This is a genomic window from Streptomyces vastus (assembly GCF_039532825.1).
Classification (GTDB): domain Bacteria; phylum Actinomycetota; class Actinomycetes; order Streptomycetales; family Streptomycetaceae; genus Streptomyces; species Streptomyces vastus.
Genome location: NZ_BAAASJ010000119.1, coordinates 1 through 17,205, shown reverse-complemented (window position 1 = coordinate 17,205; position 17,205 = coordinate 1). Strand labels below are relative to the sequence as shown.

The 17,205-nt window shown below is 72.3% G+C and carries 13 protein-coding genes; 4 read left to right on the top strand and 9 right to left on the bottom strand.

Annotated features, from left to right (window positions below; all coding sequences use genetic code 11):
• Positions 1 to 104 precede the first annotated feature (104 nt).
• Positions 105 to 593, top strand: coding sequence for a GNAT family N-acetyltransferase (locus ABD357_RS38865; RefSeq protein ID WP_344396095.1), 489 nt, complete (start codon positions 105 to 107; stop codon positions 591 to 593).
• Positions 594 to 630: 37 nt separating this feature from the next.
• On the opposite strand, the gene ABD357_RS38860 is transcribed toward ABD357_RS38865, so the two are convergent.
• The gene (locus ABD357_RS38860; protein WP_344396094.1) at positions 631 to 1,815 is read right to left on the bottom strand and encodes a MarP family serine protease; all 1,185 of its coding nucleotides are present in this window, start codon (positions 1,813 to 1,815) and stop codon (positions 631 to 633) included.
• Positions 1,816 to 2,071: 256 nt separating this feature from the next.
• Between ABD357_RS38860 and ABD357_RS38855 the strand changes: the two genes are divergently transcribed.
• Together ABD357_RS38855 and ABD357_RS38850 are read left to right on the top strand one after the other, a co-directional pair.
• The gene (locus tag ABD357_RS38855; RefSeq protein ID WP_344396093.1) at positions 2,072 to 2,854 is read left to right on the top strand and encodes a peptidoglycan recognition protein family protein; all 783 of its coding nucleotides are present in this window, start codon (positions 2,072 to 2,074) and stop codon (positions 2,852 to 2,854) included.
• 86 nt (positions 2,855 to 2,940) lie between these two features.
• Positions 2,941 to 3,174, top strand: coding sequence for a hypothetical protein (locus tag ABD357_RS38850; RefSeq protein ID WP_344396092.1), 234 nt, complete (start codon positions 2,941 to 2,943; stop codon positions 3,172 to 3,174).
• Positions 3,175 to 3,177: 3 nt separating this feature from the next.
• On the opposite strand, the gene ABD357_RS38845 is transcribed toward ABD357_RS38850, so the two are convergent.
• Complete coding sequence (locus tag ABD357_RS38845; RefSeq protein WP_344396269.1) at positions 3,178 to 3,696, bottom strand: DUF4240 domain-containing protein; 519 nt, start codon at positions 3,694 to 3,696, stop codon at positions 3,178 to 3,180.
• 170 nt (positions 3,697 to 3,866) lie between these two features.
• Here ABD357_RS38845 and ABD357_RS38840 point away from each other — a divergent pair, with 170 nt between their 5' ends.
• Positions 3,867 to 4,814, top strand: coding sequence for an SDR family oxidoreductase (locus ABD357_RS38840; RefSeq protein ID WP_344396091.1), 948 nt, complete (start codon positions 3,867 to 3,869; stop codon positions 4,812 to 4,814).
• Here the strand turns inward: ABD357_RS38840 and ABD357_RS38835 are convergent.
• The 7 genes from ABD357_RS38835 to sucB all read right to left on the bottom strand — a co-directional run.
• Entirely contained in the window at positions 4,798 to 5,790 is a 993-nt protein-coding gene (locus ABD357_RS38835; RefSeq protein WP_344396090.1) for a helix-turn-helix transcriptional regulator, read from the bottom strand. The two genes, ABD357_RS38840 and ABD357_RS38835, sit on opposite strands and share 17 nt — an antisense overlap.
• A 576-nt stretch (positions 5,791 to 6,366) precedes the next feature.
• Positions 6,367 to 9,069 (bottom strand): pyruvate dehydrogenase (acetyl-transferring), homodimeric type, encoded by a 2,703-nt coding sequence (gene aceE, locus ABD357_RS38830; RefSeq protein ID WP_344396089.1) that lies wholly within the window; start codon positions 9,067 to 9,069, stop codon positions 6,367 to 6,369.
• Between the two features lie 392 nt (positions 9,070 to 9,461).
• Positions 9,462 to 10,004, bottom strand: a complete 543-nt coding sequence (locus tag ABD357_RS38825) for a hypothetical protein (RefSeq protein ID WP_344396088.1) — start codon at positions 10,002 to 10,004, stop codon at positions 9,462 to 9,464.
• A 130-nt stretch (positions 10,005 to 10,134) separates the two neighbouring features.
• Complete coding sequence (locus ABD357_RS38820; RefSeq protein ID WP_344396087.1) at positions 10,135 to 10,266, bottom strand: hypothetical protein; 132 nt, start codon at positions 10,264 to 10,266, stop codon at positions 10,135 to 10,137.
• Positions 10,267 to 10,385: 119 nt separating this feature from the next.
• Positions 10,386 to 14,957 carry a cation-translocating P-type ATPase gene (locus tag ABD357_RS38815; protein WP_344396086.1) on the bottom strand — a complete coding sequence of 1,524 codons (4,572 nt, stop codon included), beginning with the start codon at positions 14,955 to 14,957 and terminating at the stop codon, positions 10,386 to 10,388.
• A 290-nt stretch (positions 14,958 to 15,247) separates the two neighbouring features.
• Complete coding sequence (locus tag ABD357_RS38810) at positions 15,248 to 15,877, bottom strand: GntR family transcriptional regulator (protein ID WP_344396085.1); 630 nt, start codon at positions 15,875 to 15,877, stop codon at positions 15,248 to 15,250.
• Positions 15,878 to 16,119: 242 nt separating this feature from the next.
• Positions 16,120 to 17,205: 2-oxoglutarate dehydrogenase, E2 component, dihydrolipoamide succinyltransferase (gene sucB, locus ABD357_RS38805; protein ID WP_344396084.1), on the bottom strand; the 1,086-nt coding region annotated here is incomplete at its 5' end.

The following is a 17,205-nucleotide window of genomic DNA, read 5'->3' as shown; positions in this document are numbered from 1 at the left end:
CCCCCATCCTCCGCCCACGGCCTTCGGGGCACCGTGCCGAGGGGTGGCCGAAGCGTGCCGAAACACCGGACGAGGGCTCGCACGCCCGCCGTACAGTGACCTCCATGCCCGTCCTGCACATACGCCCCGCCCTGTTCGAAGACGAGGACGCGCTGGGCCGTCTCGACCGTGCGACCTGGTCGTATCTGCATGCGGTCAGGCCCCGGGAAGAGCCGCCGTACGAGCCGTTCTTCGGTGACCGCTACGGGCCCCGCGACCATCTCGTCGCGGAGCTGGACGGACGCCTCGTCGGCTATGTGCGCCTCGGTTTCCCCACCCCGCTCGTCTCCAACGCACACGTACGGCAGATCCAGGGCCTCGCCGTCGCCGAGGAGGCGCGCGGCCTCGGCGTGGGCCGGGCGCTGATCCGTGCGGTGATCGCGGAAGCCCGCCGCCAGGGCGCCCTGCGCATCTCGCTGCGCGTCCTCGGCCACAACACTCCGGCCCGCAGGCTGTACGAGTCGGAGGGCTTCGTCGTGGAGGGCGTCCAGCCGGGGGAGTTCTACCTCGACGGGAAGTACGTCGACGATGTGCTGATGGGGCGCAGCCTCTGAGCCTCCGTAAGGGCACCGTCCCTGCCCCTTTTGGCGCTCAGGACGTGACCAGGTCGCCCGTGTCCACCGGAGTCGACGACCTCGCCGCCTGTCGCGCGTCGTCGGCGACCTCGTCGGCGGTCAGGACGTAACCCGTCTCGTCGTCGCTCGTGGACCGGGCGAAGACGACCCCGTACACCTTGCCGTCCGTGGTCAGCAGGGGGCCGCCGGAGTTGCCGGGCAGGACTGTGGAGCGGATGGAGTAGATCTCGCGGGTGACGATGTCGGAGCCGTAGATGTTCTGGCCCCTGGCCTGGATCTTGTTCGCGACGGTGGCCGCCTGGAGGTCCAGGCCGCCGTCCTGCGGGTAGCCCGCGACCACGGCCGAGTCGCCGCGGGTCGCGCTGTTGTCGAAGGGCAGTACGGGGGCCTCGAGGCCCGGTACGTGGAGGACGGCGACGTCCTTGTCGGGATCGAAGAGGACGACCCTCGCCTCGTACGCCCGCCCCGTGCCGCCCACGCGTACGGTCGGCTCGTCGATGCCCGCCACCACGTGGGCGTTGGTCATCACATGCTCGGACGCGTACACGAAGCCGCTGCCCTCGCGGCCCTGGCCGCCCGCGACGCCCTCGACCTTCACCGAGGAACGCGTCGCCGCCCGGTTGGCCGCCGCCGTGACGCTGTCCCCGGAGGGCTTGGCGACGCTCGTCGCCGGCTCGCTCTCGAACGGGTTGAAGACCTGCGGGAAGCCCGCCTCCGTGAGCGCCGAGGTGGCGCGGGAGAACCACGCCGGGGTCGTCTCCGGCATGACGTCCTGGACCGTGCCGAGCAGCGAGGAGCCGCGGATGGCCTGGCTGAGGACGGGAGAGGCGGAGGCGGCGAGCACGCTCGCGGCGACCCATGACACCACCAGGACGGCCACGGTGTTGGCCACGGCTCCGCCGACTCCGTCGGCGATACGCAGGGGGCCCCGGTCCAGCTCGCGGCGCAGCCGCAGGGCGAGGCGCCCCGCCAGCTCGTGCCCGACCACGGCCGGCAGGAGCACGGTGAACACCGCCGTGAGCGTCGCCGTCGTGGTGCCCGCCGTCACCAGGTCCATCATCCAGGGCAGCACCCATACGCCGATGACCGCGCCGCCCACGAAGCCGGCCAGCGACACGCAGCCCGCCACGAGCCCGCGCCGGTAGCCGGACGCCGCATGCACGAGGATCACCAGCAACAGCAGGATGTCGAGCAGGTCCACGGAGCACCCTTTCTCTTGGGCCCCTCAGTACGTGCGCCGCGAGCCCAGTGATCAGGCACGCGCGCGTGGAGCCCACAAACCGGCCACGCGCGCGTGGAACCTGCTGTGTCTTCCCGGGGGACGCCCCCCCCGGACCCCCAGCCGGGATCTGCACACGTGCGTGGAACCTAAGAAACGTGCCGAGCCCGGGCGTTGGTTCCACCAGGTGGCACAGCACACATCGCGGACGGCACGGGTGTCCCGGAGAGTGGGCCTCATGCGTGTCTTCCGTGCACCGCTGTCGCGACTGCCGCGTGCGGTGCGGGTGGCCCTGGTCTGTCTGCCCGGCCTCGTGGCCGTCACCGCGCTTGTCCTGTGGGCCATGGGTGCCGACCGGACGCCGACGGGTGCCGGACGGCCCGCCACGGCGCGGACCCCCGCGGGGCACCGCGCCGAACGGCCCGCCATCGTGCCCAGGGAGCGCTGGCTCGGCGGCGCCGCCTACACGCGCCCGCCCGCCCGGTACGCCGACCGCGTCCTGGCCGTGTTCGTGCACCACACCGACTCGCCGAACGACTACGACTGCGCCGACGCGCCCCGCATCATCCGGGACATGTACGTCGGGCAGGCCGGCGGCCGGCAGTGGGACGACATCGGCTACAACTTCCTCGTCGACCGCTGCGGCACCGTCTACGAGGGCCGGGCGGGAGGAATCGACCGGCCCGTCGTCGGGGCGCACACCCAGGGCTTCAACGTCGGTACGACGGGGATCGCCGCGATCGGCACCTTCACCGCCGGAGTGCCGGTCCCACGGGCCATGACCGACGCCATCGCGGCCGTCGCCGCCTGGAAGCTGGGCCTGAGTGACATCGACCCGCGCTCCCCGGTGCGCCTGGTCTCCACGAACAGCATGAGCAGGTACCGAGCAGGCACCCCCGGAACCTTCGCGGCCATCGCCGGCCACGCCGACGGCTACTACACCGCCTGTCCCGGCGCGGCCCTGACGGCCCGTCTTCCCGCGATCCGGGAACGGGCGGCCCACCTCCAGGGCAGGCGATAGCTCACAGCCACGCCCCAGCCGGCTCACCGATCACCCAGAGCCGCGCCTTCTAGCGTCGAGGCACGCACTGACCGGAGGTGGGGATCATGAACAGTCACCAGCACGACAGGCATCAGCTGCCCCGGCGGACGTCCCTGTGGGCACGGGCCGTACGGAGCCCGTGGACCGTGGCCTGTGTAGTGGCCGCCGTAGTGGTGGGGCCCTCCGCCGCCACCGCGTCCGCACTCGACCGCGCCAACGCGGCGCCTCCGCACAACGCGCCGAGGACGGGCTCGTACGCCCCGGACGCTCCCCGGCACGTACCCGTCCAGAGCCGGTAGCGCTCAGTCCGCGAACCGCTCCCACAGCCGTGGGAAACGTTCCGCCAGCACCTTCTGGTTCTCGAAGTCGATCGGCGTGCCCGTCGGCTCCGGGGGCGCGGCCGGGATGCCGAGGTCCGGGGCGACGGCGCCGGTGAGCTGTTCGTACGCCTCGTCCGCCGCGTATCCGAGCTCCTCCCCGTCTCCGTCGACCTCGTCGTCGAAGTCGGGCAGCAGCTCGGCGAGCTGGTCGGGATCGTGTACGGCATGCTCGTACACCTCGCGCCCCTGGCCGATCAGCCAGCAGCGGAAGAAGTCGAAGGCGTCGTCGCTGGCGCCGTCGAGGAGGATCCAGGCTGCGCCCCAAAGGTCCCAGGTGTAGGCGCGGTTGTAGCGCGCCTCGAAGTGACGGGCGAAGTCCAACACTGAGTCCGGGTCCAGCCCCAGAAGCCGTTCGACGAGCAGGTCGGCCTGCTCCTCGGGGTCGCCCTCGGCGGCCTCGCGGGTTGTGTCCACCAGCTCCCAGAACTCCGTCTCGTCCATCACGTGCACCAGCATCGGGCCTGTACCCGGCCTGCGCACCCGGGGACGGACAGATCGTTATGCGTGCACATGCCGAAGGAAAGGCCACGGACAGCCGACCGGACAGTCCACCGGACAGCCGACTGGAAAGCCGGACAGCGGATGTCGGCTTTCGGCGGGATGCTCTGCGTATGGAGAACGCACAGGCACTCAAGGGAAAGATCGCCCTGGTCGCGGGCGCAACGCGCGGCGCCGGGCGGGCCATGGCCGTGGAACTGGGACGCGCCGGAGCCACCGTGTACGTCACGGGACGTACGACCCGTGACCACGTCAGCGAGGTCGGCCGGTCCACCGAGACCATCGAGGAGACCGCCGAACTGGTCGACGCGGCGGCCGGCACCGAAGGCCGGGGCATCGCCGTGCCGACCGACCACCTGGAGCCGGAGCAGGTACGGGCCCTCGTCGCCCGCATCGACCGGGAGCAGGGCCGTCTCGACCTCCTCGTCAACGATCTCTGGGGCGGCGACGTCCTCCTCGACATGGGGTCGCGTGAGCAGCCGAAGCTGTGGGAGATGGACCTCGACAAGGGACTGCGGGTCATGCGCCTCGGCATCGAGTCGCACATCGTCACCAGCCACTGCGCCTTGCCGCTCCTGGTCCGCAACCCCGGCGGTCTGCTCGTCGAAGTAACCGACGGCACCGAGGAGTACAACCGCACCACCTACCGCAAGCCGTTCTTCTACGACCTCGCCAAGACGACCCCGATCCGCATGGCGTACGGCCTCGGCGAGGAGCTGAAGGAGTTCGGCTGTACGGCCGTCTGTCTCACGCCGGGCTGGCTGCGCTCCGAGGCGATGCTCGACAGCGCCTTCCACGTCACCGAGGAGAACTGGCGGGACGCCTGCGAGCAGGCTCCGCACTTCGCGATCTCCGAGTCGCCCACGTACATCGGACGGGCTCTGGCCGCGCTCGCCGCCGATCCCGATGTGGCGCGCTGGAACGGGCAGTCGCTCTCCAGCGGAGGCCTGGCCCGGGAGTACGGCTTCACGGACGCCGACGGGTCCGCGCCCGACGCCTGGCGCTATATCGCCGAGGTCGATCAGGCGAGCGCGTCCGCGGACGTCACGGGCTATCGGTGACCTGCGCGTCGTAGTACGCCGCCGTCCGGGCCGCCGCCTGCGCGAAGCGCTGCCGCAGTCCGGACGGCTGAAGGACCTCCACCTCCGGTCCGAGGGCGAGGAGTTGGGTGTACGCCACGTCGTGCGACTCGACGGGCAGCGTGAGCGTCACCCGGCCCTCGCCGTCGGGCGGCCCCGCCTGGGCCAGCGCCTCCTGTGCGGAGAGCGGATCGACGGCGTACCGCAGCTGCCGGCTGCCCGCCTCCGACAGCCGGATCACCACCGTCGCCCGCAGGATGGACCGCGCGAACTGCACCGCGCGTTCCGCCCAGAAGCCGGGCAGATCGAATGCCTCATCGCGTACGAAGCGCTCGTCGCCGCTCTCGACCGCCGTGAACCGGTCGATGCGGTAGACGCGGAAGGAGCCCGGGTTCGGAACGCGGGCGCACACGTACCAGACGCCCGCCTTCAGCACGAGCCCGTACGGCTCCAACTCCCGCTCCACCTCGGCCTCCTGCCGCCGGTAACGGGCGGTGATCCGGCGGTCGTCCCACACCGCCTCCGCGACGAGGGGCAGCAGCTCGGGCGTCTTGGGCTCGGTGAACCAGGCGGGCGCGTCCAGATGAAACCGTTGCGCCGCGCTGTGGGGGGCGTCGCGCAGGGAGGGCAGCAACGCCGCCGACACCTTCAGCCGCGCAGCCGAGGCGGCATCCTCGAGCCCCATCTCGCGCAGCGCCCCCGGCACCCCGCTCAGAAACAACGCCTCGGCCTCACTCCGCGCAAGCCCGGTGAGCCGCGTCCGGTACCCACCGATGAGCCGATACCCACCGGTCCGCCCCCGGTCGGCGTACACCGGCACACCGGCCTCCGACAGCGCCTGCGCGTCCCTCGTGATGGTCCGCTCGGAGACCTCCAGCTCGTGGGCGAGTTCGGCGGCGGTCATGGAGGGGCGGGACTGGAGGAGCAGCACCATCTTGATGAGGCGGGCAGCGCGCATGGCTTCATGATGCCGGGTGGTGTGGTGATGGGTGTCGCCCCCGCCGCCCCTACCCGTCCCATCCTGGGGCCGGCCCCAGTCCCCGCCAAGGGGCTCCGCGTCCCTGGACCCCTGCTGGGGGCTGCGCCCCCAGACCCCCCTTCGGCCTGAACGGCCTCGTCCTCAATCGCCGGACGGGCTGATCGATGCCGGCCTCGGCTGCAAAGACTCAGCCCCGCGGCGAAAACCAGCCCCGCCCGCGAAAACCAGCCCGGCCGCGAAAACCAGCCCGGCCGCGAAAACTAGCCCGGCTGTGAAAGCCAGCCCCGCCCGCGAAAGCCAGCCCCGCCCGCGAAAGCCAGCCCGGCCGCGAAAGCCAGCCCGGCCGGGGGCAAATCAGCACCGGCAACGAATCAGCCCGTCCGGCAACAAATCAGCCCGTCCGGCGTTTGAGGACCGGGGGTCCGGGGGCTGGCCCCCGAATGGGGTCCGGGGCGGAGCCCCGAAGGGGGTCTGGGGGCGTAGCCCCCAGCGGGGTCCGGGGCGGGCCCCGGGATGGGACGGGTAGGGGCGGCGGGGGCGAGACACCCCCGGCCTCTACAGGCCGTACCGCTCCCTGGCCTCCTTCACGGCCGAAGCCTTGACCTCCCCCCGGCGGGCAAGCTGGGCCAGGGCCGCGACCACGATCGACTCGGCGTCGACCCCGAAGTGGCGGCGAGCCGCCTCGCGGGTGTCGGACAGACCGAAGCCGTCCGCGCCGAGTGAGGAGTAGTCCTGTTCCACCCACTGCGCGATCTGGTCCGGAACCTGGCGCATGTAGTCCGAGACCGCGAGGACCGGACCCTCGGCGCCGTGCAGCACCTGACGGACGTACGGCACCCGCTCCTCACCCCGCAGCAGCGCCGCGTCCGCCTCCAGGGCGTCCCGCCGCAGCTCAGTCCACGACGTCGCCGACCACACATCCGAAGCCACGCCCCACTCCTCCGCAAGCAGCTTCTGGGCCCGGAGCGTCCAGTGGATCGCCGTGCCGGAGCCCAGCAGTTGGATGCGCGGCGCGTTGGCGGCCACGTCCAGCCCCGTCGACTCGGCCGTGTTGAAGCGGTAGAGGCCCTTGATGATGCCCTCGTCCACGCCGGGGGCGGCGGGCTTCGCGGGCTGGGGCAGGGGCTCGTTGTAGACGGTGAGGTAGTAGAAGACGTTCGGGTCCTCGCCGGGAGCCGCCTCGCCGTACATGCGGCGCAGACCGTCCCGTACGATCGCCGCCACCTCGTACGCGAACGCCGGGTCGTACGTCAGCGCCGCCGGGTTCGTCGCCGCGATCACCGGCGAGTGGCCGTCCGCGTGCTGCAGGCCCTCGCCCGTCAGCGTCGTACGGCCGGCCGTCGCGCCGATCAGGAAGCCACGGCCGAGCTGGTCGCCGAGCTGCCACATCTGGTCGGCCGTGCGCTGCCAGCCGAACATCGAGTAGAAGATGTAGAACGGGATCATCGCTTCGCCGTGCGTGGAGTATGCGGTGGACGCGGCGATGAAGTCGGCCATCGAACCGGCCTCGGTGATCCCCTCGTTGAGGATCTGGCCGTCCTTGGCCTCCTTGTAGTACATCAGCTGGTCGCGGTCGACCGGCTCGTACGTCTGCCCCTTCGGCGAGTAGATGCCGAGGGAGGGGAAGAGGCTCTCCATGCCGAAGGTGCGCGCCTCGTCGGGGACGATCGGCACCCAGCGCTTACCGGACTGCTTGTCGCGGACCAGGTCCTTGACCAGGCGTACGAAGGCCATGGTCGTCGCCACGTTCTGTGAGCCGGAGCCCTTGTCGAACGACGCGAAGGTCTTGTCGGCGGGTGCCGGGAGGGGTGCCAGCGCGTGCGTACGGCGGGCGGGGGCCGGGCCGCCGAGGGCCGCGCGGCGCTCCTGGAGGTAGCGGACCTCGGGGGAGTCGGTGCCGGGGTGGCCGTACGGGACGACCCCGTCCACGAACTGCGCGTCGGAGATGGGCAGTTCGAGCAGGTCGCGCATCTGCTTGAACTCGTCCGTCGTCAGCTTCTTCATCTGGTGGTTGGCGTTCTTGGACGCGAAACCCTGCCCGAGCGTGAAGCCCTTCACCGTCTGAGCGAGGATGACGGTCGGCGTGCCCTTGTGCTCGACCGCCGCCTTGTACGCGGCGTACACCTTGCGCGCCTCATGACCACCGCGGGACAGGTGGAAGCACTCGAGGATCTTGTCGTCGCTCAGCAGCTTCGCCATCTCGGCGAGCGCCGGGTCGGCGCCGAAGAAGTCCTGGCGGATGTAGGCGGCGTCGCGGGTCTGGTACGTCTGCACCTGCGCGTCCGGTACCTCGCGGAGGCGGCGTACGAGTGCGCCCGTGGTGTCGAGCTGGAACAGCTCGTCCCAGGCGCTGCCCCACAGGGACTTGATGACGTTCCAGCCCGCGCCGCGGAACTGGGCCTCCAGCTCCTGCACGATCTTGAAGTTCGCGCGGACCGGGCCGTCGAGGCGCTGGAGGTTGCAGTTGATGACGAAGGTGAGGTTGTCGAGGCCCTCGCGGGAGGCGAGCGCGAGTGCCGCGGTCGACTCGGGCTCGTCCATCTCGCCGTCGCCGAGGAACGCCCATACGTGGGACTGCGAGACGTCCTTGATGCCGCGGCTGGTGAGGTAGCGGTTGAAGCGCGCCTGGTAGATGGCGGAGAGCGGGCCGAGGCCCATCGAGACCGTCGGGAACTCCCACAGCCAGGGGAGGCGGCGCGGGTGCGGGTAGGAGGGGAGGCCGTTGCCGCCCGCCTCCTGGCGGAAGTTGTCGAGGTGCGTCTCGTTCAGGCGGCCGTCGAGGAAGGCACGGGCGTAGATGCCGGGGGAGGCGTGGCCCTGGATGTAGAGCTGGTCGCCCGAGCCGTCGCCCTCCTTGCCCCTGAAGAAGTGGTTGAAGCCCGTCTCGTAGAGCCAGGCCGCGGAGGCGAAGGTGGCGATGTGGCCGCCGACGCCGTGTTTCGAACCCCGGGTCACCATCGCGGCCGCGTTCCAGCGGTTCCACGCGGTGATCCGGGCCTCCATCGCCTCGTCGCCGTCCACGGCGGGCTCGGCGGCGGTGGGGATGGTGTTGACGTAGTCGGTCTCAAGGAGCTTGGGCAGCGCGAGACCGCCCGCCTCCGCGCGCTCCAGTGTGCGGCGCATCAGATATGCGGCGCGGTGCGGCCCGGCCGCCTTGGTGACGGCGTCCAGAGAGGCCCGCCACTCGGCGGTCTCCTCGGGGTCGCGGTCCGGGAGCTGGTCGAGCTCGCTCGGCTGGATAGCGGTGGGGTCGGTCATTGCGCCGCCTTCCGGATACGGAGGGGCACGTGAAGGGGGTTCCTTCGACGGTCTCCCTCAGCGGTAAGGGGTTGGGATGTGCCCTTTGTCTTTGGCAGGACAGGGCGGCGGGCTGTGTGGCAGCCCGTCGGCGACTGTAACTCCCTGATCGATGATCGATCAAAGGGTTGAAGCCCTAAATCTGCCGATGTCGAGAAATTGGCATGCGGTGCCGCCGGTTGAGGCACCGGGTGCCGCGTTTTCCCTGCTCAGCTGAGCGCGAGCCCGGAAGGGCTCAGTTGGAGGGCGGTTCGAGGCTGCCGGTCCGTTGTGGCTGGTCGTGCCTCACGCGGCGGAGCCGCGAATTGATACAGCCCCGCGCCCCTCAAGGGGCGCGGGGCACGTCAGCGTCATCAGGTCGCCGTCTGCCTCTCGGCCTCCTGCCTCTCGGCCTCCGGCTGATCTGCGGCGGAGGAAGTCTGCCTGCGCTCCTCGCGTTCGGTGCGTTCCCGCTCGATGCGTTCGTGTTCCTCGCGTTGGCGTGCGGCCTGCTCCCGGGTGACCACTTCGGTGGCGGCGCCGACCGCTACCGCCACCGGCCAGCCGATGGCCCCGGCCGCGGTCATGCCGCCGAGGACGCCGTAGAAGGCCAGCTTGCGGGGGGAGGGGAGCAGTGAAGTGGCCGCGGACGTCGCGGTGGTGGCCACGGACGTGGCTGCGGAGGTGGCCGTACGGATGTTGGGGAGCCGGAGCTTGGAGAAGGCGTCGCCCGGAGTTACGTACGGGATGGGGACGTTGGCGTGCGCGGTGTGGAGGTGCACCACCTTGCCGCCGAGGGGCCGCTTTTCCTGGTCCTGCGCTTCTTGTGCGCGGGTCTCCTCGGCCTGCGGCTGGGCCGGTTGCTGTTCCTTCTGGGGCTGTGCCTGGGACTCTGGCTCGACGTGTGGGGGAATCATCTCCGCCCTCCCTTGCTGGAAAGCGTGAGTCGACGGTCTCCCGGGATCGCCTTCCATGCATACGGGCTGATAAACCCCTCAAACGGACAAACTTGCCCAGGGGAGCAGGAGGTTCAGATCCACGCGGGGGTCAGGCAGCGGCGGCCACCGGACGCCCGCTCGCGGCGAACGACTTCCAGAGCTGCATGATCAGGCGTACCAGAACGGCCTCGATCAGGGCGATCGCCACCTGCGTCAGGATCGTGCTGAGGATGTGCGGCACGGCGAGCCGCCTTTCATGTGGACGTGCGGGGTTACGGTTCCTTTGTGCGCCCCGACGCCATCCGGCGGGCTGCCCCAAGGTGACCTGCGCGTGAATATCCCCTTGCGGGTCAGGTCAGGTCAAGCCCTGCCGCCAGCCGGCCGCCCCATCCGCGTGACGGCACCGGCACCGCCCTGCACCACGGCGGGGACCAGTACCGAGCCCACCGCCGACGCCACCGCGATCGTCCAGCCCACGGGGCCCACGGGCCGGCTGCCGAAGAAGTGGCTGAGCCCGGGCACGCTCACCACCACGCCCAGCACGACCAAGGACCCCACCACGGCCGCGGCGACCACCGGATCGCGGCCCGCGTCCTGCAGCGTCTGGAGCAACTGGGATCCCACCAGGGCGACCAGGGAGACCGTGTCGGCGTGCGCCCGGGTGCCGGTCGCGCGGGCGGCGATCCAGGCGACGGCGGCCGCCGCGGTGGTGACGGCGGCCCGCAGCCGGATGTGCTGGATCAGGGCCTTGCCGAGGGAGACCTCCGGGCCCTCCGCGAGCAGCCGGTCGGTCTGGCCGGCGGGCGGGCGGGCGGCGATGGCCATGGCGGGCAGCATGTCGGTGAGCAGGTTGACCAGCAGGAGCTGCCGCGCGTTCAGCGCGCTGCGTCCGGTGAGCAGGGTGGTCGCCAGGACGAAAGCGATCTCCCCCAGGTTGCCGCCGAGCAGGATGCCCAGTGCCTTGCGCACCGAGGCCCACATGGCCCGGCCCTCGACGAAGGCGTCGACGATGGTCTCGATGCGGTCGTCGGTGACCACCACGTCGGCGGCGGCACGGGCCGCCGGAGTGGCCCGGGAGCCCAGCGCGATGCCGACGTCGGCGATCCTGATGGCGGGCGCGTCATTGGCGCCGTCGCCGGTGACGGCGACGATCCGGCCGGCCGCGCGCAGCGCGGTGACGATGCGGACCTTGTGCCCCGGGGTGACCCGGGCGAACACCGTGATCTCCGGCAGCGTCCTGGCGAGCGCCGCGTCGTCCATGGAGTCCAGCTCCGCCCCGGTCATCAGCCGTGGCTCCTCCTCGGGCCGCAGCTCCCGGGCGATCGCGGCGGCGGTGCTGGGATGATCGCCGGTGAGCATGACGATACGTACCCCTGCCCGGGACAGCCGGTCCACGCTCTCGGCCGCTGTGGACCGCACCGGGTCCGCAAGGCCGAGCAGACCCAGCAGACTCAGCTCGCCGACGTCCTCGTCATCGAGCGACTCCGGCGACTCGGGGGCACCCGCACCTGTGGGCAGCACGCGTTCGGCGACCGCGAGGACCCGCAGACCGCGCCGGGCCAGCCGGTCGGTCTCCGCTTCGATCTCCTCCCGCACCCGGTCGTCGAAGGGCTCGGGGGAGTCGTCCCGGCGGACGCTGACACAGCGGGCCAGTACGACCTCGGGTGCGCCCTTGACGACGATCCGCGCCTCGGAATCGGAGCGCCCCAGCACGGCGTGGTAACCGCGCCCCGGCTCGAACGGCAGCTCCGCCAGGCCCTCCCAGAAGTCCGCGCCGAGCCCGGCGGCCCGGGCAGGAGGAGTACCGAGCAGTTCGGCGCCGGCCGCGATGGCACGGTCGGTGGGGTGGGCGAGCGTCGCCGCCTGCCCCGGTGGGCCCGCCAGGGCGGCCGTGGCGACGATCCGGCGAAGCGGCGGGGTGAGCCGGTCGGGCGGACGCTCCTCCAGGGCGTCGGAGACCTGCTGGAGACTGATCCGGCCCTCGGTGAGCGTGCCCGTCTTGTCGAAGCACAGCACATCGGTGCGCCCCAGTGCCTCGATGGTGGAGGCGCTGCGTACGAGGGTGTCGCGGGTGGACAGCCGACGGGCCGCGGCCAGTTCCGCGACCGTGGCGACGAACGGCAGCCCCTCGGGCACGGCCGCCACGCACAAGCTGACCGCGGAACCCAGGGCGGCGCCCAGAGGCCGCCTGCGCAACACGTCGACGGCGAAGAGGACGACGCCCGCGGCGACGGACAGCGGCAGGAACCAGCGGCCCAGCCCCTTCAGACGCCGCTCCACACCGCTCTCCGGTGGCCCGCCCTCGGGGCCCGCCTCAGCAGCGCTGCCCGCCTCGGTGGCCGTACCGACGGCGACGACCGCGGCCAGCGCCTCGCCGGCCGCCACCGTCGTCCCCTGGTAGAGCATGGACGTACGGTCCGCGACAGCCCGGGCCGCGGTCGGCGCGGCGCTCTTCACGACGGGCAGCGACTCGCCGGTGAGACTGGACTCGTCGACCTCCAGGCCCTGCGCCCGCACCACCCGGCAGTCCGCCGGGACCGCGTCGCCTGCCCGCAGCTCGATCACATCGCCGCGCACCAGGTGCTCACCGGCCGCTTCCACCGCCTCGCTCCGGCCGGGCCGACGTACCTTCACCCGCGCCGAGGTGGCCTCGACCAGCCGTTCCGCGGCCTGGTCCGCCTGCTGCCGCTGCACCCCGCCGACCAGCGCGTCGACGCCGAGTACGCCGCCGATGAGCACGGCGTCCAGCACGGAGCCGAGCGCGGCCGAGATGCCGCCGCCGATCGCCAGGATGGGCGTGAGCGGATTGGCCAGCTCCTCGGCGACCCTGCCGACCAGGGTGACGGCCCCGTCGTGCCGGTCACGGCCCGCGAACTGCCGGCGCCGCGCCGCCTCGGCCTCGTCCAGGCCCCGGGACGAGGTGCCGAGCCGGGTCATCACCTGACGTACCGCCATGGCATGCCAGGGCGTACGCTCGGCCGCCGTCGGCGTCGGACGCCCGTGCAGCCGCCAGCCCGCCCAGAAGCCCGTCGCGATCCCGGCGATGGTCACCGCGTCGGTCACCAGGCGGGCCCGCGCCCAGGCCCGCGGCCGGGGCACCAGCAGAGCGAGACCCGAACCCGCCACGGCGCCGGCAGCCTCAAGCCGGGTGCACAGCCGGCTGATCCGCCGGGCCTCCGGCAGGGCCGTCAGCAGCAGGTGGACGACATCGGGCGGGGCGGCCACATCGGCGTCCCACGGCACGTGCCGCCCACCGGTGATCACCCCGATGCCCAGATCCGCGCGGACGAGGGCGCGCCGGGTCCGTGCCGAGACCACGGCGACACCGTGGCCCTGCGACTGGAGGGAGCGGACCAGGGCGGCCGTACGCCGGTGCCCTGTACGCGCGGCCTCGCGCAGTCCGAACCGGCGGTGCAGCCCCGGCGGGCCGCCCACCAGCCGCACCCGGCCGCACTCCCGCGCCGCGCGCACCAAATGGTGGGCGAGCGGATGCAGTTGGGGAGCCAAGGCGGCCACGGCCACCGGCCTGCCCTCCCGCAGGACGAGCACGACCCGCGCACCCTCCTCGGCCCACTGCCGGGCGAGCGCGGCAGGCTCCGCGGGTACGTCGGCGGCCGGGGCGGCGTCCACGCCGGTGAACGGGCGCAGCTCCCAGTCCCCCTGCCGCCGCTGTGGCGTCAAGGGGCCGGCACCGGGCGGCCGGGCGCGCCTCGGAGGACCATCCGGCTCCATCAACTCGTGGATCCGCGCGTGCAGTTCGTCGTCGTCCGGACCGTCCGGTTGCTCCTGCGCCTGCTCGGCAGCGCTCTGCGGGCCGCCGTTCAGGGGCGCCACGCCCTCGACCGTCCAGCCGCCGGTTGCCAGCACCCGGGCGTCGAGGACCACCGTGTCGATCCGGTCCAGGCGGCGCAGCGTTTCCGGCCGCAGCGCGAGGGCCCCGCGGTCGGAGACCGCGCGGGCCACCGAGGACGCGAACGCCTCCCGGCCGAACCGCGGGCCCCGCGGCGTCCCCGCGATCAGCAGCGCCAGGCCCCGGTCATGGCTGAGTGCACGGATCGCCGTCAGCCCGTACGCAGCCAGGGACACCGGAGCCGCCACGTTCGCGTACCGGTCACCCGGCCCCGGCGGCAGCTTGGCCGGCCGCTCATACCCCGGCACCGCGTCATGCCGGTACGTCCCCTCGTGCACGGCCAGCCTGCTCGCCCAGTCCACCCACGCCCTGCGCCGGGCCTGCACCTCCACGTACCGGGCTGCGGCCATGGTGGCGGCCACCGCGGCGCCCAGCGGCCGGAACGTCAGCGTCGTCAGCAGCAGGTTCGTCATGGCGAAGCCGCGCTCTGTGGCCTTCTCGCCGATCCGGCGGGCGATGCCGTCGCGCAGCGGCGGCGCGGACTCCACGAGCTGGAACGCCGACATCACCACCGGCGGCAGGCCCTGCAACCGGAGCCTGTCGCCCACCGTCGCCACACCCACCGCCACCAAACCCGCGCCGAGCCGGACGGCCGCCCCGACCGCGGCGCCCGGATCACCCGGGAAGCCGACCTGGCTCCGCTCCGGCCCGGCGTCCGCACCCTTCGCCTCCTGGGCGGCGGCGTCCGCGGTGGCGACGAGTCCGGTGACACGCTCCAGGTCGGTCGCCGGCCCACAGCCGACGTACACGCAGCCCAGCGTGCCGTTCACCTCGGCACGGCTCACCCCCGGAACCCGCCGCAGCGCGGCCTCCACCTCACGTGCCGCGGCTGCCGTGCCGGGCCGCCCCAGGCGCCGGACCTCGATCTGCACGCCTCCGGGGGTCCGCCAGCGCCGGGGCGCAGAGGTCATGGACCGCAGCAGCGCCGTCGGTACGGTGGTCAGCAGCCCCGCGCCGGAGCGGACCGTGGAGTACATGGCCGAAGGCAGGCGCGCGGACTTGGCGAGCACTGGCAGGATCATGCGGACTCCACCATCGGCCGGCTACGGGCGTGGGCGGCGCCCCGGAGGACGACACGACTTACACCAGTATGTGCACGCATGGGTGCCTTGCGCCCTGGGCGTGCCGCCGGATGGGCCCAGGGGAGGAGGGGAGCCGGGCGGGCTGAGGGGTGTCCGGTTGCAGTGCGGCGCCCCGAGGGAGGCGGCAGGCCTCTCAGGGGCGCGGGGCTGTATTAGCGTGCGGCTCCGCCGCGGGGCGCGACCAGCCACGACGGTGCCGCAGCCGAATCACTGCACCCCCAGCGGAGCGCTTACGCGTCAGCGCGTGGAGCGCAGCCCAGCACATGCTCCTTCACCAGCCGGCCGATGTCGGGATCCCGCCGCTTGAATGCCGCGACCAGCGCCTCGTGCTCCTCCGCGTACGACTGCTGCCGGGTGCCGAGCCAGCGAATCGACAAGGCCGTGAACACCTCGATGCCCAGCCCCTCCCAGGTGTGCAGCAGCACGCTGTTCCCGGCCGCCCGCACTATCTCGCGGTGGAAGGCCACGGTGTGCCGCACCTGGGCCTCGCCGTCGGCCGCGCGGTCCGCCTCGTACAGCGCCGCGACCTCGGGCTCCAGCGCCGAGGTGTCCTCGGCCAGCCGCTGCGCCGCCAGCTCGGCGGCTATCTGCTCCAGACCGGCCCGTACCGGATAGATCTCCTCCAGGTCCGCCGCCGTCAGGCTCCTGACCCGCACGCCCTTGTTCGGCGCCGACTCGATCAGCCGCAGCGCCTCCAGTTCCCGCAGGGCCTCCCGTACGGGCGTCTGGCTGACCTCCAGCTCCACGGCGATCCGCCGCTCCACGATCCGCTCGCCCGGCTTCCAGCGCCCGCTCACGATGCCGTCCACGATGTGCTCGCGGATCTGTTCGCGCAGCGAGTGGACGACGGGCGCGGTCATGAGGGGCTCCTTTGAAGGGGGCGTACGAGAGCCCCGGGGCGTTGACGTCTAGACAATAAGGCCGGTTTCCCGTCCGAGAGGGGCGCGAGGGCGTGCTTCAGCGCAGGTGAGACAAGCCTTACATGGTGCCAGGGGGCCGCCCGACGCAAAGAGCCGTGCGAGTGACCGTACGGATACCCCGTGCGGATACGACGACGCCCCCGTCCTCCGAAGAGGACGAGGGCGCGTATGTACGAACCGGGTTACAGGCCGAGCTCGACCTCGAACTCGCCGGCCTCCAGGATCGCCTTGACCGCCGTCAGGTAGCGGGCGGCGTCGGCGCCGTCCACCAGGCGGTGGTCGTAGGAGAGCGTCAGGTACGTCATGTCGCGTACGCCGATGACGGCGCCCTCGTCGGTCTCGATGACCGCCGGACGCTTGACCGTGGCACCGATGCCCAGGATCGCGACCTGACCCGGCGGCACGATGATCGTGTCGAACAGCGCGCCGCGCGAACCGGTGTTGCTGATGGTGAAGGTCGCGCCGGACAGCTCGTCCGGAGTGATCTTGTTGGCCCGGACCTTGCCCGCCAGGTCGGCGGTGGCCTTGGCGATACCGGCGAGGTTCAGGTTGCCGGCGCCCTTGATGACCGGGGTCATCAGGCCCTTCTCCGAGTCCACCGCGATACCGATGTTCTCGGTGTCGAAGTAGGTGATCGTGCCCTCTTCGACGTTGATCCGGGCGTTGACGGGCGCGTGGGCCTTCAGCGCCTGGGCCGCGGCCTTCACGAAGAACGGCATCGGGGAGAGCTTGACGCCCTCGCGCGCCGCGAACGCGTCCTTGGCCCGGCCGCGCAGCTTCATCAGCCGGGTGACGTCGACCTCGACGACCGAGGACAGCTGGGCCTGCTCGTGCAGGGCCTTGACCATGTTGTCGCCGATGACCTTGCGGATCCGCGGCATCTTGATGGTCTGGCCACGCAGTGGGGAGGCCTCGAGAACCGGGGCCTTCTTCGCGGCGGTGGCGGCAGGGCCCCCGGCAGTCACAGCGGCGGGAGCCGGAGCGGCGGCTGCGGCCTTCGCGGCCTCGGCGGCGGCGATGACGTCCTGCTTGCGGATACGGCCGCCGACGCCGGTGCCCTTGACGGTGGCCAGGTCGACGCCGTTCTCGGCGGCGAGCTTGCGCACCAGCGGAGTCACGTACGCGCCCTCGTCGGTGGGCTGCGCGGCGGCCGGAGCCGCCGGAGCCGGAGTGACGGGAGCGGGCGCGGCCGGCGCGGGGGCCGGAGCGGCGGGCTGAACCGGAGCGGCCGGGGCAGCGGGTGCCGCGGGGGCGGCCGGAGCAGCCGG